Source organism: Halobacillus sp. ABD4_316 (assembly GCF_056161385.1).
On record NZ_JBSWZA010000001.1, the window covers coordinates 768393 to 782811 of the forward strand.

The following is a 14419-nucleotide window of genomic DNA, read 5'->3' on the forward strand; positions in this document are numbered from 1 at the left end:
AGGTTTTTTTGGTGTTTAAAGCAGGCAGGTCTCCTGACTTCAGGTCAACAAGCCCCGCTCCTTCCCATACGTTTTTGCGTACAGTGGATCATCTGCGGGTCTCTCTCTGTTACAGTGGCGGGACCGTGCTGGAATTTCACCAGCTTCCCTATTAAGCAATTGAGTCGGTCAATTGCGCCTGCTTTTCCAATATGTAGTTCATTTCTATTGTAAACGAAATTTGACTAAATTGCTCCCATTTTCTTTTTTTCCGCCGGACTTTATTTAATCCAACCTGCCTGTCAAAGCTGTCCATCCTCTTGTCATGATCCGTCCATTTCACTAACGTGGACCAAAGAAGCTTGAATGATATACCTTTCAGGCGCGTCTCCAACAAAATTAAACGGGTAACAGGTAGTCAGTGTCAATGTCGGCTCCTTCTTATCCACAATGACAGAGCGGTCGTCTGCGTCGGTAACCCAGGTCTTCTCTACTTTGTATTCATAACGCTTTTGTTCATACTCATAAAAAAGGGAATCTCCTTGTTTGATATCGCCCAGGTTCGTAAAAACCGTCTCCCGGTGCCCGCTTAACACGGTATGCCCTTTTTCATCAGGAGTGGTGGTCCACTCACTCACATACATGCCGACGCCCCGTTTCAGTGAATCCTCATCCGCGCCCCAGTAAGTGGTGTATCCTTTGTTAAGCATCGGGATGATCAGCCTTCCCATCTCTTCTCCTTTTTCATATGTAGATACTTGCTCACTGTACACCTTCTCTTTCCCTGCCGTTTTACGATCAGGGCCATCCAAGACCGCCATTTCATTTATTTCCGTGGAAGCTTCCTCCCATGTACTGATTTCTTCTTGGGAGACCTTCTCTACTGCACCGGCAGCATTCCACCATTGAAGTCCATAAAACAGAGAGATGGAAAGCCCGATGGTTATGATCCCAATAAGAAATTTATTCACGAAAAAACCTCCTTTTTCATTAATAAAGAAAGGGAGAAGCCGCTGTGCGGCTTCTCTATCTCCTTCTTATGCTGTCTCTTTTCTTCTGTACAAAAGGACGACTCCGGCAGCAGCGGCAGCAAGTGCACCTGCTAATGCGTATACCGGTTCATTGGAAGACGTGTCTGGAAGCTCACCGCCGGCAGCCTCTTCGAGTGTCTGGGCATCCAGGACTTCCTGAGGAATTTCAATAGAGCCTACCCCATTGAAGTTGGAAAGAGTGACATCAGAAGTCTGACTGATAGTTACAGATTCACCGCTGTCCTCAAACATCATTTTCATGTCCATCATCATACCTGTCATATAATGGTTTTCTTTATCAATGGTTACTTGATAAGAGAAATCTTCAATTTCAACTTTCTCCATCAACTGCTCCATCATCTTCTGCATTTCAGCAGACTGCTCCGAATCCTGCTGACTGCCGGAAGATTGAAGCATTTGCGTGGACATTTTCAATAGTTTTTCGCCGTCACCTTCATAGGTCAGTACATAAGCGTCATCTTCCTCACTGACGGTCATGTCTGAGGCAAGCGGCATCGCTTGGGACATCTGCCCTTCTGCCATCATGGATTTTTGAAGATTTCCAAGATCTCCGGACATTTTCACCCAGCCTTCCTCAGGCACCTGAACGTAATACCCATCCTCCGTCAAATATGATTCCGTTTCCTGACCGGCAATGGTCGTCATCATATGCATTGTAAGAGGATCAAGCATGACATCCGCCTTTGATTCAGATGTCACTTCGGAGTTTTCTCCGCCTTCCATCCCCGGTACTGTCTGTTCAGAAGACGTATGGATCGTATAGCTGTCCAGATCCATCATCGCTTCGTTCGATTTTTTCAAGATGTCTTCCGCACTCCTATCAGCCGCAGCGGCTTGAAGAGGTAACGCAAACAGAACAGCACCAGCCATCATCGTACTCAAAAACTTTTTCTTCATCCAAACACTCCCGTTTCATATTGGCTTCTACGGTGAGTTTCCTATGTATGTATGATCCAAAAGCTGACCCAACCCACTATTTTCCACCTACAGGTTAATAACCCACCCCTCTCACTTTTAAACATAAAATCCTCATTTTCTGCATTTTTATTCCAGATGTTGTCGAAGGATTGAGTCTATAGTCGTTAGGAACGCCGGTTACTTTCCCGAAAGGTACAGAGATCCATCCTGATGGATTTGGCAGGCTGAAATTTCCTTAAAAGAAACAAACCCCTCCGTTTTCACCTGCTCCTGAAGCCATTGTTCGCTGAAACCGCTCTGCTGGAGTTGTTTCTTGACAACTTCTCCATCTATGATCACCAGGTAGGGAGAAGAGGTGGTTTGAGTTAAAAGGTTCATATGGGCAGGAGTGACCGGAGAAGCCTCCGCTTTCCTTAATACACTGACAGTCCCGTCGGTTTCGAGTACAGCTGCTTCCACGTGGCTGAAACTGAAGACACCTTTTTTTCTTAACTCGGCAATAAGTTCATCCACTGTAAAACGTACTTTTTTCATTTCTTCCATCTGAATCTGTCCATCTTTCATGAGTATGGCTGCTTCACTATTGAAAATCCGGCGGATCCAAAGACTTTTCAACGTCAAATGGTCGATAAGAAAAACCAGTCCGGAAAATAAAGCGAGGGCAAGGATGCCACGCGGAAGGGACACACTTGGGGACAGAAACGTCGTCGCTGTCATACTTCCCAGGGTTATACCTGCAATAAAATCGAAAAGCGTCATCTGGGATGTCAATTTCTTTCCAAGTGTCCGGGCCAGTATATATAATACAAAAAATAAAACGATTCCGCTTCCAAGATACATAACCGTATTCATCAGGCACCCTCCTTACTTTTTTCCTTAACCCTAGCGTTCCATATTTCATCAGGGATTATGAAAAAGCCACCGAATTTTATATTTGGAGGGTTCCTGTGTGAATAATAAGCCTTTAAGTTGATGAAATGAAACGGCTCTGAAATAATAAGACCACACCTACTAGAAACGGAGGTATAAACATGGATGCATTTATCCGCTCCGATCAATACCATTATATAAAGAATGAAACCCAGAATCTGCTGAACGGCCACCGGACGACCAATGATTCATCGGTCACTCAGGCACTTACCTCTCTTTCTTCCGAAAAAGCCCTCGATGTTTTTGAAGCGTTAACGGAAGGACAGCACGAATTGATCCGTCAGATTGAACAGGTGCAGGAAGAAACAGATGCCATTTTTTATTTTTCCAGACTGAAGCATTATGTGATTCCTTTCCCGAAGCTGACCGACGCAGAAATCAGCCTCCTGTTTCCTAAAGTAAAAAAACTTCAGGTTCCGGAATTCGATGAAATGGACTGGGCTGAAATGTCCTATATGGGGTGGAATGACCCTGCAGCCAATCGTAAATATATCATCACGAAAGTCGACGACCGGTATACCGGTCTTTACGGACACTACCTGCCATCCAGGCAGAAGAACATATGCACGCTCTGCCATGAACAGGAGCGTGTCGGCCTGTTTACGGTCACCAGCAAAGGAAAAGATGCTGAAGAAAGCGTAACCCGTGGGAATTATATCTGCTATGACAGCAGGAAATGCAACGAAAATATAAAGTCCAGGAAACCTCTGGAGTCGTTCATCAAGCGTATGATGAACCTATAAAAAAAGCCCATCCGGAATCCGGATGGGCTTTTTTTATGCTTGTTTCTGTTCAGTTTCTTTGTCGTAATCGGGAGAAACCGCCCGCTTAATCGTCAAGGCAATGACCACAGTGATAACTCCCAGGGCAAGCGCAAACCAGTAAGCTTGATGAACGCCGGCTGTCATGGCTTCGGTCATTAGGGCACTTCCCTCCTGTGCCTGTTCTCCATCGAGATAATTTCTCTGCCCCTGGCTCATAATGCTGACAAAAATGGATACTCCAAGCGCCCCTCCGATCGGCTGCAGCGTATTGGCTATCGCTGTTCCATGAGGATACAAGTGCTTCGGCAGCTCATTCAGCGCATTGGTCTGGGATGGCATCATAATGGCTGAAATCGACAACATCAGCAGGATATAAGCAAGAACAAAACTCCACGTCGGGATGGAGGGTGTGATTTGGCTGAAGAAGAACATCACCCCTGTCAGGATAATCGTCCCGGGAATAATCAGCTTCCGTGGGCCGACTTTGTCAAATAACGTCCCCATGACCGGTGACATCAACCCATTAAGCAGGGCGCCGGGAAGTAAAAGCAGTCCGGCGATTTTGGCGGAATATCCAAGGGGACCCTGGAGATACATCGGCATGACGATTTCGGAAGCGAACATCGCCATAATGACAATAACAAAAATAGAGATGCCTCTGGCATAGCTCGGGTATTGAAAAACCCGTACATCAAGAAGCGGCTCATCCAAACGGAGCTGGCGGAAAACAAACCAGACCATGCTGATAACTGCAGCAGCCAGGATCACAATGATCGAGGGTGAGGCGAATCCTGCTTCCGTTTCCCCTGCACTGCTGAAGCCATAGACGATTCCGCCGATTCCTATAGAAGAAAGGACAATCGAAAGTGCATCCGCCTTCGGTCGTGTGATCTCACCGACATTCTCAAGGAATTTCCATGCGAAAATGATGGAAAACAAAGCAAATGGAATGACGGTAATAAACAACCAGCGCCACCCCAGGAAATCAACAATGACCCCGGATAATGTCGGGCCGATCGCTGGAGCGAACATGATGACGAGTCCGAATGTTCCCATAATCCTTCCTCTGACCGCAGGCTCATACAGCAAAAGAAGGGCATTCATAATGACAGGAATTAACAATCCCGTTCCCACCGCCTGAATCATACGCCCGGTTAAAAGCATCGGAAAGTTCAATGCGGACGCGGCAATTGTCGTTCCTATTAAGAAGATCGTCATAACTCCGATAAACATCTGTCTCGTCGTAAACCATTGAATTAAGAGGGCGGATATCGGCATCAAGACCCCCATCACCAACATGAAGCCCGTGGCCATCCACTGGACCGTCGGAGCACTTAAGCCGAAAACATCCATAAGTTCTGTTAATGCTATGTTCAAAAGCGTCTCGTTGAGAATGGCAAAAAACGCCCCGATCATAAACGTGGCCAATATAATTTTTCTATTCTGCGTCGTCTCCATTTTGAACCTCCATCTTCTCTGTCAAAGTACAATCCTCCCCTATGTTCTATAAAATGATCCACTTTTGCAAGGGTTTTGCTTTTCTTTACGATCATTTACACCTGCTTTTACAAAGACTTCCTTATAAAGAAAAGAAATCAATCTTTCTTTGACAGAAAGCTCACAATGATGTAAATTACTATTGTACGAACAATAATTTTAATTATTACTAAAATATTCGTGTTTCAGGAGTGATTTTGATGGAAAATGTATTTGATTATGAAGATGTTCAATTAATTCCCGCAAAATGTGTCGTAAATAGTCGTTCTGAATGCAACACCGCTGTTCAATTTGGAGATCATACGTTCAAGCTGCCTGTGGTTCCCGCCAACATGCAGACCATTATTGATGATGAAACAGCAACAAAGCTTGCTGAACATGGATATTTCTATATCATGCACCGCTTCCAGCCTGAAACACGCACCCGTTTTATTGAAACCATGAAGGAAAGAGGTTTAATTTCTTCCATTAGTGTTGGTGTGAAGGAAGACGAATATGAATTTATCGAATCATTGGCTGCGCGCCATCTGACTCCGGATTATATTACGATCGACATCGCCCACGGACATTCCAGCGCTGTCATTCACATGATTCAGCACATCAAAGCCCACCTTCCTTCCACGTTCGTCATTGCTGGAAATGTCGGTACTCCAGAAGCCGTCAGGGAACTTGAAAATGCCGGAGCCGATGCCACTAAAGTAGGAATCGGACCAGGAAAAGTATGTATTACCAAAGTCAAAACCGGTTTCGGTACGGGTGGGTGGCAGCTGGCAGCTTTACGCTGGTGTGCAAAGGCAGCCAGTAAACCTGTTATTGCCGACGGCGGAATCCGCACCCATGGAGATATCGCAAAATCCATCCGTTTTGGCGCCTCCATGGTAATGATCGGCTCCCTCTTTGCCGGTCACGAAGAATCCCCGGGAGAAACCGTTGAAAAAGATGGGAAACTCTACAAAGAATATTTTGGCTCTGCTTCTGAATATCAAAAAGGGGAAAAGAAAAACGTCGAGGGCAAGAAGATGTTCGTAGAATACAAAGGACATTTGAAAGATACCCTTACAGAGATGGAACAGGATCTTCAGTCCGCCATCAGTTATGCAGGCGGTACCGACCTTGATGGCATTCGACACGTGGACTATGTCATTGTAAAAAACTCCATCTTCAATGGAGACAAAGTTTATTAAAAAGAAAACCGGCCGCTTCTACGGCCGGTCAGGCTGTCGGTAACGTTTCCGGCAGCTTTTTTTGTACAATGGATTCCCGATCTTATGAAAAGCCCGTTAAGTATGCCTGCAGAAGCACGATCATCCGAAGATCTGCTTGGTCAGGAATCTCTACCGGAAAAAGTTAACGGAGGCCGTGCTACCGACAGGCTTCTTCCCATATGCGGGCCTTTGCAATCAAGATGACTTACAGCCACCTCTACATGATGTTTCTAAAGCCGGGACGGTCTTCTTCTTTTCCATCCGTATCAATAATCTCGCTGCAGAAGTGGGATGTATATATCAAAATCATGATGATCCATTTCCCTTGGCACCGGGTACTTCTCGAACTTGATTGGCAGATCATCATACTCCACACCAGGTTCACGATGAGGTTGTCTCCCCGTATTCTTAAACCATTGATAGACAGCTGTATAGGTATCTGCAACACTTTTTCCTTTCAAATGCTGCACGTGCAGATAGGTTTGTTCTGGAATCGTTTGAAGATTCATCGTCGAGGGAATTTCCACCGACTCGTCAACCTGAATAGTGGACAAATCCATCATCCCTCGTATGATAAGAACCCCCCCATTGTTCAGATAGATGCTCAAGGTCAGCTCTTGCGATCATTTCCGCCATTACACCCTCTATAAACCCTTTCAGATCCGAAAGCTCTGTGTAACTCCCTTCCCATCTCCGGCAGGCGGTCTTCCATTCCGGAAGCGTAATGATTTCCATAGACTCACTCCTTTCCCGTAAAACAAGATTTATCAGTTATGCCAGAGGTTCAATCTGTTTTCTCTACTACGTATGTGCCTCTTTTTCCCCTTTCCAAACCAGCCCATATAAATAATCAGGTCTTCCAATAATAAGCATCCATCTATTCCGTTACCTTGTTTCGCTGGACAGTGCCGCCTGCTCTTCTACACGGTCGACAAACTCCTGGACGACTGTATCATTCCCTTTTTTATTCGCCAGCTTCATCATGGCACGGCCGACAAAGTTGGTCCCACGATTGGACCCGGAGTATATCAACCTTGTTGTTGAATTATCTACTTTTTCCAATCGGAAGGACGCCGTTACTTCAAACGCTCTGCCGATCACAAAAGCGATTTTCTTATGTTTAAATGCCGGTTTGTCTTCATACACAAGCGTATTTACAGTATAGGTTTCGAGACGCTTCCCTTCTCTGTAAGTCTGAAGATGTTTCGCACCAGCTTCCGTTTCTGTTTTTTCGATCAGCTTATGCTCTTCCACCTTAGGCATGATCCGCTTAATGTTTTTATCTTTGAAAAGATCCCACACATCCTCAAGTGAAGCGCCGATCATTTTTTCTTTTTCCCATTCTATCATTCGTTCTCCTCCTTACCAGATTGGATAAAATCATCCAGTTCCTTAATTCTTTCTTGAATATCTTCTGCCTCTTGTTCCATTTTGCTTTTCTTTTCGGCTAACAATTTTTCCAGACTGGTAAAGGAGTCATCGTCCATGACCGTTTTCATTTCCTGTATGGAAAAACCGAACCTCCGCAGTTTACCAAGCAGAAGAGCGAGAAAATAGCTGCCGTCATCATAGTACCTGTACTTGTTTTCGGGATGAATAAAAGCCGGTTCCAACAGGCCCACCTCTGCATAATACCGGAGTGTTTCCTTGCTGAGGCCGGTAATGTTTGAGAATTCACTTCTTTTATACATGACACACCCTCCTGCACTTATTATAAACCGTGGGGTACACACCATAGTCAAGGAATCTTTCCAAATGAAAAAAAAATCCCCTCCCATTGACCTTATTTCCTCTATCATTACGAATCTTTCACGCTGCACCAGGCAGGATAAAAGTCCGGGTAGTTTTTGTTTCATGTTTAACGTTGAAAGATATTGTCTGAAGTGTGGACTTCAACCCTATTATGCGAAGTAAGAACAGGAGGAATTTACCTTGTCATATAATAGAAATTTACATGCGCTTAATCATAAACCTGTTAAACAATCTATCGCAAAGGAGTCCGCTATGCTCACTAAAGTAAAGCAAGTCTTATTTTTAAAGCGCTTGGAAAAAGTGCTGGGATCTTACAGGATAGACGTTCATTGAGCCGGCTATTCGATCGATGACGGTTCACTACTCCAAGGACGTGATTAACAGAAAAATCATCCTCCGTTTTATCAGACTATTTTTCAAGCAGACGCAGTTTGATCCGCTGGACAATATCATGATCAATATTGCCCCTGCCCAGCGCAAGGATTTTCTACGTAGTCTTGTTACAGGATTCCTTATTCTGCTGGCCTACTTGAACAACAAACCGGGGAATGTTCCTGGAATGCTCGACTATGCCGTCGTCATTTCCACTGCTTATACGGTTTTATCCCATGGAGAAAACAAACTTCGCCACCCGGATGTTCTCACAAGAATTGTAAGCATGCTGTCCATCGGGGCAGGAAACATTCTTCAAGTAGCGATGGTACCGTGGGCTGTCAACGTCCTTGAGCTTTTAAATGATTCAAATAAAAAAAGAATACTGGCATTCTAAAAAAACAGGAGGTATCACTATGGTATTAAATAAGGATTTCATGATGGGATTTGTATCAGGAACAGTCGTTGGAGCAGTCGGCTACCGGCTCTACGAAAAAAACCAGGGTCAGCTTTCACAGCTCATTCAAAACCCTTGCGTTCAATCTATGAATTCACTGCCTTCCCTTTCAACGAACCAGAATGAAGTTACGATGGAGGACTTGATCGCACAGAAAGAACGCCTGGAAGATTATATTGCCGAGAAAAAAGTGAACAGTGCCCAATAAGAAGAAGGCCAAAAGGTACACTCCCCCGGGAATGTACCTTTTTTATAAACTTTCGTATAATATTCTGACTTCACTGTTGACATTTCATGGAGTTAGCTATATATTTTGCACATAGGAAACTTTTTATGCCAAAAGCAATACTGTCATCTTTTTTTGGGACCCCCATATAGTAAAGGGGTATCTTTTTTAAATTAAAAGTTGCACTCGGCAAATTTAAATGCCCTAATATAAATTTCATGAAGACATGCACGAACCATGCATATAGAAAATGATTAAAGGAGGATCATCATGCACAACCCTGCTATATCCATCAAAGATCTTCACGTTTCCTATTATGGAAATGAAGCTGTCAAAGGTATCAGCCTCTCTGTGCAGCCAGGGAACCTTATCGGCATTATCGGGCCAAACGGCGCAGGTAAATCTACGTTTCTAAAAGCTGTACTGAATCTGATTCCTAAAGATAAAGGAACCATACAGTTATTCGGGAATTCCATTCAGGAAGCACGACGGAAAATCGCCTATGTCCCTCAAAGAAATGATATCGACTGGGATTTTCCAATTACTGTCCTCGATGCTGTCCTGCTCGGCACCTATCCCAACCTGAAACTGTTCCGGAGGCCGGGAAAAAAAGAAAAAACCTGGGCACTGGAGTGTTTGGACAGAGTCGGTATGAAAGATTTCAGCAAGAGACAGATCGGTGAACTTTCCGGGGGACAGCAGCAGCGTGTATTTCTTGCCCGCGCCCTGGCCCAAAAAGCAGATATGTTCTTTCTTGACGAGCCTTTTGTAGGAGTCGACGTATCCAGTGAGGAAACGATCGTCAAGATTTTGAAGCAATTATGCTGGCAGGGAAAAACCGTCGTGGTCGTCCACCACGATTTAAGTAAAGCAGAAGAATATTTCGATCAGCTCATTTTACTAAATAAAGAATTGGTAGGTTTCGGTCCTGTCAGTGAAGTTTTCCGTACAGAAACCATCGCCAAAGCTTACCAAGGGCAATTCGCCTTTATGAAAGAGATTGGAGTGTAATTATGGAATTTATTGAAGCCGTCTTTCAATATGAATTTCTACAAAAAGCGCTGCTTACATCGATTATGGTCGGTATCATCTGCGGAGTCATTGGCTGCTTCATTATCTTAAGAGGGATGGCACTCATGGGAGACGCCATCTCACATGCCGTCCTACCTGGTGTTGCCATCTCTTATATGCTGGGAATCAACTTCTTTTTCGGTGCCGTTTTCAGCGGTGTACTAACGGCCATTGCCATTGGATTCGTCAGTCAAAACAGCCGGATCAAACATGATACATCCATTGGAATTATGTTCACCGCTGCATTCGCTGCCGGGATTATCATTATTACACTGCTGAAGAGCAGTACAGATCTGTATCACATCCTGTTCGGGAATGTCCTCGCCGTCCGTTCGTCAGATATGTGGATCACCATGGGCATCGGTCTATGTGTTTTGGCAGCTGTGTATTTATTCTATAAAGAACTGCTCGTTACATCCTTCGACGAAACGATGGGGGCCGCCTATGGGCTGCCTGTACGTATGATTCATTATTTTCTTATGACTCTGTTGACGATGGTAACCGTGGCTTCTCTACAGACCGTCGGCATTGTCCTCGTCGTAGCCATGTTGATTACGCCGGCAGCCGCCGCTTACCTATTAACAGACCGGCTTTCCATCATGATTTTTCTCGCTGCCGGTATCGGCGTCATATCAAGCATTACAGGGTTGTACTTCAGTTTCACCTACAACCTGGCTTCAGGAGCTGCCATTGTTTTAGCAGCCACCGCTCTTTTTATTCTCGTCTTCCTTTTCTCACCAAAGCACGGACTTCTATGGAAAATGCTGAAAGTAAGGAAAAAGCGGGCATCCCTCGTTTAATGAATGAATAAAGTTAATGGGAGTCATCATTAATACAGGGAAGACAAGTACCTCTTCCCTTTTACCACTTGTTATCTAAAGCACCATGGTATAAAACAACGATTAACGAATAGTCAGGAGGAATGATATTATGTTGAAAAAGAATTGGATCCTTAGTGTACTCGTGTTTTCCACTCTGCTCTTTCTGGCAGCCTGTGGAGACAATGAAGCAAGCGGAACGAAAGATGAAGATGAAAAAGTACAGGTCGTAACGACGTACTCCATTATTTATGACATCGTTAAAAATGTCGGTGGTGACAAAGTGGAGATTCACAGTCTCGCTCCCATCGGTTCCAACCCCCATGAATACGATCCACTACCGGAAGATGTTAAGAAAACAACGGATGCTGATGCCGTATTCTACAATGGTTTGAATTTGGAAGCGGGAAATTCATGGTTCAATAAACTGATGGAAACCACCGGAAAAGCCGGCGACGATGCTCCTGTCTTTTTAATGAGTGAAAATGTTGAAGCCATGTACTTAACGACAGAAGGCAAGGAGGGTGAAGAAGATCCTCACGCCTGGCTGGATATTCAAAACGGTATCCAGTATGCTGAAAACGCACGGGACGGCCTGATTAAGGTGGATCCTGAGAACAAGGAAGTCTATGAAAAAAATACAGAAGAATATATCGCAGAACTGCAGGATCTGCATGATGAAGCAGTGGCCCAGTTCGAGGAAATCCCCGAGGAAGAACGTGTGCTCGTTACAAGTGAAGGAGCATTCAAATATTTCAGTGAGGCTTACGATTTCCAAGCCGAATACATTTGGGAAATCAACCAGGAAAACCAGGGGACTCCTGATCAAATCACAAGAATTGTAGATTTGATCAATGAAAGAGAAATCACAGGATTGTTCCTCGAAACCAGTATTGATGCCCGGAGTATGGAAGCTGTATCATCAGAAACCGATGTTCCGATCAGGGGTAAAGTCTTTACCGATTCCCTTGCTGAACCTGGAGAAGATGGAGACAGTTACATCTCCATGATGGAATGGAATATCAAAACGATTAAAGAAGGATTGACTCAATAAATGATAAAAACGCCTCCCGGCTGATCGGGAGGCGTTTTTTGTACAGCGGGAAGCGGCCGGGACCCACCCCCTGTATATATATTCATTTACGTGTCTTACAGCCTGATTTTCAGTGATTCAAGAGACGTAATAATTGGCTGTCCTGTGACTCTGAAATATTAAAAGGGAGAGTTTCTGGACTTCAGAAACTCTCCCTTTCTTCAAGAAAAGCCTATGATAAGCTCTCTTCCTGATTGCCAGTAGACATCCATATTTTTTTAATAGTCAACGGATGTCCCGCAATAGGAAACCGGTGATCAGGACTTCTTCAATAATAGATAAATAAAATAAGGGGCGCCGATAAGCGCAGTCATAATTCCGGCTGCAACCCCATCGGGTTCTGCGATGTTTCTCCCGACCGTGTCAGCAAACAACAGGAGCCACCCTCCTATCAGGATACTCAAAGGCAGGTACAGCTGGCTTCTCGGACCGATAAGTACCTTGGCCAGGTGAGGAGCCATCAAACCGACAAATGCAATCCCTCCGGTAACGGATACAGCAGAAGCAGCAAGAGCTACCGCGGTCATCAACATAATAAAACGCTCTTTCTTAAGCGGAAGACCAACGCCGATGGAAACCGGTTCACTTGTGTTTAATAGATTCATAACGTTGCTTTTCCAAAGCGCAAATGGAATTAAAACGATGATCCATGGCAGCAGCGCAAGGATGAAAGGCCAGTCTGTGCCCCAGATACTGCCTGCCAGCCATTTGGAGATGAAGTCCACTTTCTCCCTTGGTGCTGATGATATGAGAATAATCATTAAACCGGAAAGAGCCATGGAAAACCCGACACCGACCAGCACTAAACGGACAGGCTCAAACCCGGTCCTTTTATTATAGGAAAACAAATAAATACCCAGGGCCGTGATCATTGCTCCCCCGAATGCGATCAGTGGAAGAATATAAACGAAAGAGCCTGCATCAATGGGAGCAAACAAAAAGAAGAGCGCAACAGCAGCCCCTGCCCCTGCATTGATTCCGATAATTCCCGGATCAGCGAGATCATTCCGGCTGATCCCTTGAAGAATAGCGCCGGATAAAGCAAGAGCCATCCCCGCCAGTACGGTTATGATCATCCGTGGAAGACGAATCGAAAATAAAACAAATTCCTCTTTAAAACCGCCGTTCCCGAGGATCGTTGGAAGAATCCGGTCATAAGAAACGGAGGAATATCCGAGACCAAGCCCTGCTACAGCGGTTGCTAAAATTAAGAGTGAAAGCAGGATCAGATATAGACGTTGTTTTTTCAAGACAGAAGGATGAATCATGAGAATGCATTCCCCCTTTTTTGTATAACAAAGAGGAAGAACGGCAGACCGAGTACAGCAACAATCGCTGCAACCGGCGTTTCATAAGGGGCGTTAATCGTCCGGGCCAATGTATCCGCGAGGAGAAGGAAAGCTCCACCGAACAAAGCAGACATCGGAAGCACCATCCTGTAATCATTTCCCACGATCGGTCTGACCATATGGGGCACCATCAAACCGACAAAGGCAAGGTTTCCGACCAGCGCCACCGCTGCTCCGGCCAGCAGGGTAATGACGATGAATAAGATAATTTTAACAGTCAGGATATTCTGCCCGAGTCCAACGGCCACTTCCTCATTCAAGCTGATAATCGTCAGCTGACGGGCCAGCAGGACAGCAACGATCGTCCCGATGAATACAATGGGAGCAATCAGCTGTATCTGACTCCAGGACGTTCCGATCAACCCACCGGCCGTCCACATGGATACATCTTTGGACACTTTGAAATAAAGGGCTACACCTTCGGCCACAGCGAACAAAAACGCTGAAATGGCTGCTCCGGCAAGTACAATCCTGAACGGAGAAAAACCGCCGCGTTTAGCTGAACCGATTCCAAACACAAGAACCACTCCGACGGCCGCTCCAATGAAACAGGCCAGCATAATTCCCATGTAATTCGCAGAAGGGAATAAAGCAAGTGTAACCGCAAGTGCAGCATTTGCCCCTGCGGTTAAACCAAGCAGACCCGGATCAGCAAGAGGGTTCCGGGTCAACCCCTGCATAATCGCCCCTGACACCGCCAGCGCCGCACCGACAAGGGCTGCAGCAATCTCCCGCGGCAGACGGATTTCCCTTAACATCGTCGTAGTTGAGTCCAGCGAACTGGTCGTCATGGAAATCCACGCCTGCTTAAAGGTGGTGTCCGCCGCCCCGAATGTCATGGCGACAAAGAAAGAAAGGATGAGGACGGCGATTCCAATTATGAATTTATATAGTTGCCTTACTGAAAAAGTCTGCATAAAGTCTCATCTTTTCTAC

Annotated in this window: 17 protein-coding genes and 1 riboswitch; of the genes, 7 read left to right on the plus strand and 10 right to left on the minus strand. The window is 45.2% G+C overall.

What is annotated here, in order from left to right; translation table 11 throughout:
• Positions 1 to 6: 6 nt before the first annotated feature.
• Positions 7 to 197, minus strand: a riboswitch (cobalamin riboswitch).
• A gap of 105 nt (positions 198 to 302) precedes the next feature.
• The 3 genes from ACXAJH_RS04175 to ACXAJH_RS04185 form a co-directional block, all read right to left on the minus strand.
• Complete coding sequence (locus ACXAJH_RS04175) at positions 303 to 950, minus strand: class D sortase (protein ID WP_474993149.1); 648 nt, start codon at positions 948 to 950, stop codon at positions 303 to 305.
• A 66-nt stretch (positions 951 to 1016) separates the two neighbouring features.
• Positions 1017 to 1928 carry a DUF6612 family protein gene (locus tag ACXAJH_RS04180; protein WP_474993150.1) on the minus strand — a complete coding sequence of 304 codons (912 nt, stop codon included), beginning with the start codon at positions 1926 to 1928 and terminating at the stop codon, positions 1017 to 1019.
• Between the two features lie 198 nt (positions 1929 to 2126).
• Positions 2127 to 2801 (minus strand): DUF421 domain-containing protein, encoded by a 675-nt coding sequence (locus ACXAJH_RS04185; protein WP_474968818.1) that lies wholly within the window; start codon positions 2799 to 2801, stop codon positions 2127 to 2129.
• A gap of 179 nt (positions 2802 to 2980) precedes the next feature.
• On the opposite strand from ACXAJH_RS04185, the gene ACXAJH_RS04190 reads away from it, so the two are divergent.
• Positions 2981 to 3622 (plus strand): FusB/FusC family EF-G-binding protein, encoded by a 642-nt coding sequence (locus ACXAJH_RS04190; protein ID WP_474993151.1) that lies wholly within the window; start codon positions 2981 to 2983, stop codon positions 3620 to 3622.
• A 33-nt stretch (positions 3623 to 3655) separates the two neighbouring features.
• Here ACXAJH_RS04190 and ACXAJH_RS04195 read toward each other — a convergent pair whose 3' ends face one another.
• Positions 3656 to 5101, minus strand: coding sequence for an MDR family MFS transporter (locus tag ACXAJH_RS04195; protein ID WP_474993152.1), 1446 nt, complete (start codon positions 5099 to 5101; stop codon positions 3656 to 3658).
• Positions 5102 to 5340: 239 nt separating this feature from the next.
• On the opposite strand from ACXAJH_RS04195, the gene guaC reads away from it, so the two are divergent.
• The gene (gene guaC / locus ACXAJH_RS04200; protein WP_474993154.1) at positions 5341 to 6324 is read left to right on the plus strand and encodes a GMP reductase; all 984 of its coding nucleotides are present in this window, start codon (positions 5341 to 5343) and stop codon (positions 6322 to 6324) included.
• A gap of 287 nt (positions 6325 to 6611) precedes the next feature.
• Here the strand turns inward: guaC and ACXAJH_RS04205 are convergent, their stop codons facing one another.
• The 4 genes from ACXAJH_RS04205 to ACXAJH_RS04220 all read right to left on the minus strand — a co-directional run bounded on the left by ACXAJH_RS04205 (position 6612) and on the right by ACXAJH_RS04220 (position 8036).
• Entirely contained in the window at positions 6612 to 6899 is a 288-nt protein-coding gene (locus ACXAJH_RS04205; protein WP_474993155.1) for an effector binding domain-containing protein, read from the minus strand.
• Positions 6880 to 7080 carry a hypothetical protein gene (locus ACXAJH_RS04210; protein WP_474993156.1) on the minus strand — a complete coding sequence of 67 codons (201 nt, stop codon included), beginning with the start codon at positions 7078 to 7080 and terminating at the stop codon, positions 6880 to 6882. Before ACXAJH_RS04210 ends, ACXAJH_RS04205 begins: the two co-directional genes overlap by 20 nt.
• Positions 7081 to 7230: 150 nt before the next feature.
• Positions 7231 to 7695 carry an SRPBCC family protein gene (locus tag ACXAJH_RS04215; protein ID WP_474968824.1) on the minus strand — a complete coding sequence of 155 codons (465 nt, stop codon included), beginning with the start codon at positions 7693 to 7695 and terminating at the stop codon, positions 7231 to 7233.
• Entirely contained in the window at positions 7692 to 8036 is a 345-nt protein-coding gene (locus tag ACXAJH_RS04220) for a MerR family transcriptional regulator (RefSeq protein WP_474993157.1), read from the minus strand. The genes ACXAJH_RS04215 and ACXAJH_RS04220 overlap by 4 nt, the downstream gene beginning before the upstream one ends.
• 410 nt (positions 8037 to 8446) lie before the next feature.
• On the opposite strand from ACXAJH_RS04220, the gene ACXAJH_RS04225 reads away from it, so the two are divergent.
• The 5 genes from ACXAJH_RS04225 (at position 8447) to ACXAJH_RS04245 (ending at position 12095) form a co-directional block, all read left to right on the plus strand.
• Positions 8447 to 8866 carry a hypothetical protein gene (locus ACXAJH_RS04225; protein WP_474993158.1) on the plus strand — a complete coding sequence of 140 codons (420 nt, stop codon included), beginning with the start codon at positions 8447 to 8449 and terminating at the stop codon, positions 8864 to 8866.
• A gap of 19 nt (positions 8867 to 8885) precedes the next feature.
• Positions 8886 to 9134 (plus strand): hypothetical protein, encoded by a 249-nt coding sequence (locus ACXAJH_RS04230; RefSeq protein WP_474993159.1) that lies wholly within the window; start codon positions 8886 to 8888, stop codon positions 9132 to 9134.
• A gap of 288 nt (positions 9135 to 9422) precedes the next feature.
• Positions 9423 to 10163, plus strand: a complete 741-nt coding sequence (locus ACXAJH_RS04235) for a metal ABC transporter ATP-binding protein (protein WP_474993160.1) — start codon at positions 9423 to 9425, stop codon at positions 10161 to 10163.
• Between the two features lie 2 nt (positions 10164 to 10165).
• Positions 10166 to 11023 carry a metal ABC transporter permease gene (locus ACXAJH_RS04240; RefSeq protein WP_474993161.1) on the plus strand — a complete coding sequence of 286 codons (858 nt, stop codon included), beginning with the start codon at positions 10166 to 10168 and terminating at the stop codon, positions 11021 to 11023.
• A gap of 130 nt (positions 11024 to 11153) precedes the next feature.
• Complete coding sequence (locus ACXAJH_RS04245) at positions 11154 to 12095, plus strand: metal ABC transporter solute-binding protein, Zn/Mn family (RefSeq protein ID WP_474993162.1); 942 nt, start codon at positions 11154 to 11156, stop codon at positions 12093 to 12095.
• Positions 12096 to 12391: 296 nt separating this feature from the next.
• Here the strand turns inward: ACXAJH_RS04245 and ACXAJH_RS04250 are convergent, their stop codons facing one another.
• Together ACXAJH_RS04250 and ACXAJH_RS04255 are read right to left on the minus strand one after the other, a co-directional pair.
• Positions 12392 to 13402, minus strand: a complete 1011-nt coding sequence (locus tag ACXAJH_RS04250) for a FecCD family ABC transporter permease (RefSeq protein ID WP_474971319.1) — start codon at positions 13400 to 13402, stop codon at positions 12392 to 12394.
• On the minus strand, positions 13399 to 14400 hold the full coding sequence (locus ACXAJH_RS04255) for a FecCD family ABC transporter permease (RefSeq protein WP_474968832.1): 1002 nt from the start codon (positions 14398 to 14400) through the stop codon (positions 13399 to 13401). Before ACXAJH_RS04255 ends, ACXAJH_RS04250 begins: the two co-directional genes overlap by 4 nt.
• Positions 14401 to 14419 lie beyond the last annotated feature (19 nt).

What these genes read in the sequence shown, in the direction of transcription:
- ACXAJH_RS04180 (WP_474993150.1), bottom strand. Translation starts at nt 1,928, where the DNA reads ATGAAGAAAAAGTTTTTGAGTACGATGATGGCTGGTGCTGTTCTGTTT.
- ACXAJH_RS04185 (WP_474968818.1), bottom strand. Translation starts at nt 2,801, where the DNA reads ATGAATACGGTTATGTATCTTGGAAGCGGAATCGTTTTATTTTTTGTA.
- ACXAJH_RS04190 (WP_474993151.1), top strand. Translation starts at nt 2,981, where the DNA reads ATGGATGCATTTATCCGCTCCGATCAATACCATTATATAAAGAATGAA.
- ACXAJH_RS04195 (WP_474993152.1), bottom strand. Translation starts at nt 5,101, where the DNA reads ATGGAGACGACGCAGAATAGAAAAATTATATTGGCCACGTTTATGATC.
- guaC (WP_474993154.1), top strand. Translation starts at nt 5,341, where the DNA reads ATGGAAAATGTATTTGATTATGAAGATGTTCAATTAATTCCCGCAAAA.
- ACXAJH_RS04210 (WP_474993156.1), bottom strand. Translation starts at nt 7,080, where the DNA reads ATGGAAATCATTACGCTTCCGGAATGGAAGACCGCCTGCCGGAGATGG.
- ACXAJH_RS04215 (WP_474968824.1), bottom strand. Translation starts at nt 7,695, where the DNA reads ATGATAGAATGGGAAAAAGAAAAAATGATCGGCGCTTCACTTGAGGAT.
- ACXAJH_RS04220 (WP_474993157.1), bottom strand. Translation starts at nt 8,036, where the DNA reads ATGTATAAAAGAAGTGAATTCTCAAACATTACCGGCCTCAGCAAGGAA.
- ACXAJH_RS04225 (WP_474993158.1), top strand. Translation starts at nt 8,447, where the DNA reads ATGACGGTTCACTACTCCAAGGACGTGATTAACAGAAAAATCATCCTC.
- ACXAJH_RS04230 (WP_474993159.1), top strand. Translation starts at nt 8,886, where the DNA reads ATGGTATTAAATAAGGATTTCATGATGGGATTTGTATCAGGAACAGTC.
- ACXAJH_RS04235 (WP_474993160.1), top strand. Translation starts at nt 9,423, where the DNA reads ATGCACAACCCTGCTATATCCATCAAAGATCTTCACGTTTCCTATTAT.
- ACXAJH_RS04240 (WP_474993161.1), top strand. Translation starts at nt 10,166, where the DNA reads ATGGAATTTATTGAAGCCGTCTTTCAATATGAATTTCTACAAAAAGCG.
- ACXAJH_RS04245 (WP_474993162.1), top strand. Translation starts at nt 11,154, where the DNA reads ATGTTGAAAAAGAATTGGATCCTTAGTGTACTCGTGTTTTCCACTCTG.
- ACXAJH_RS04250 (WP_474971319.1), bottom strand. Translation starts at nt 13,402, where the DNA reads ATGATTCATCCTTCTGTCTTGAAAAAACAACGTCTATATCTGATCCTG.
- ACXAJH_RS04255 (WP_474968832.1), bottom strand. Translation starts at nt 14,400, where the DNA reads ATGCAGACTTTTTCAGTAAGGCAACTATATAAATTCATAATTGGAATC.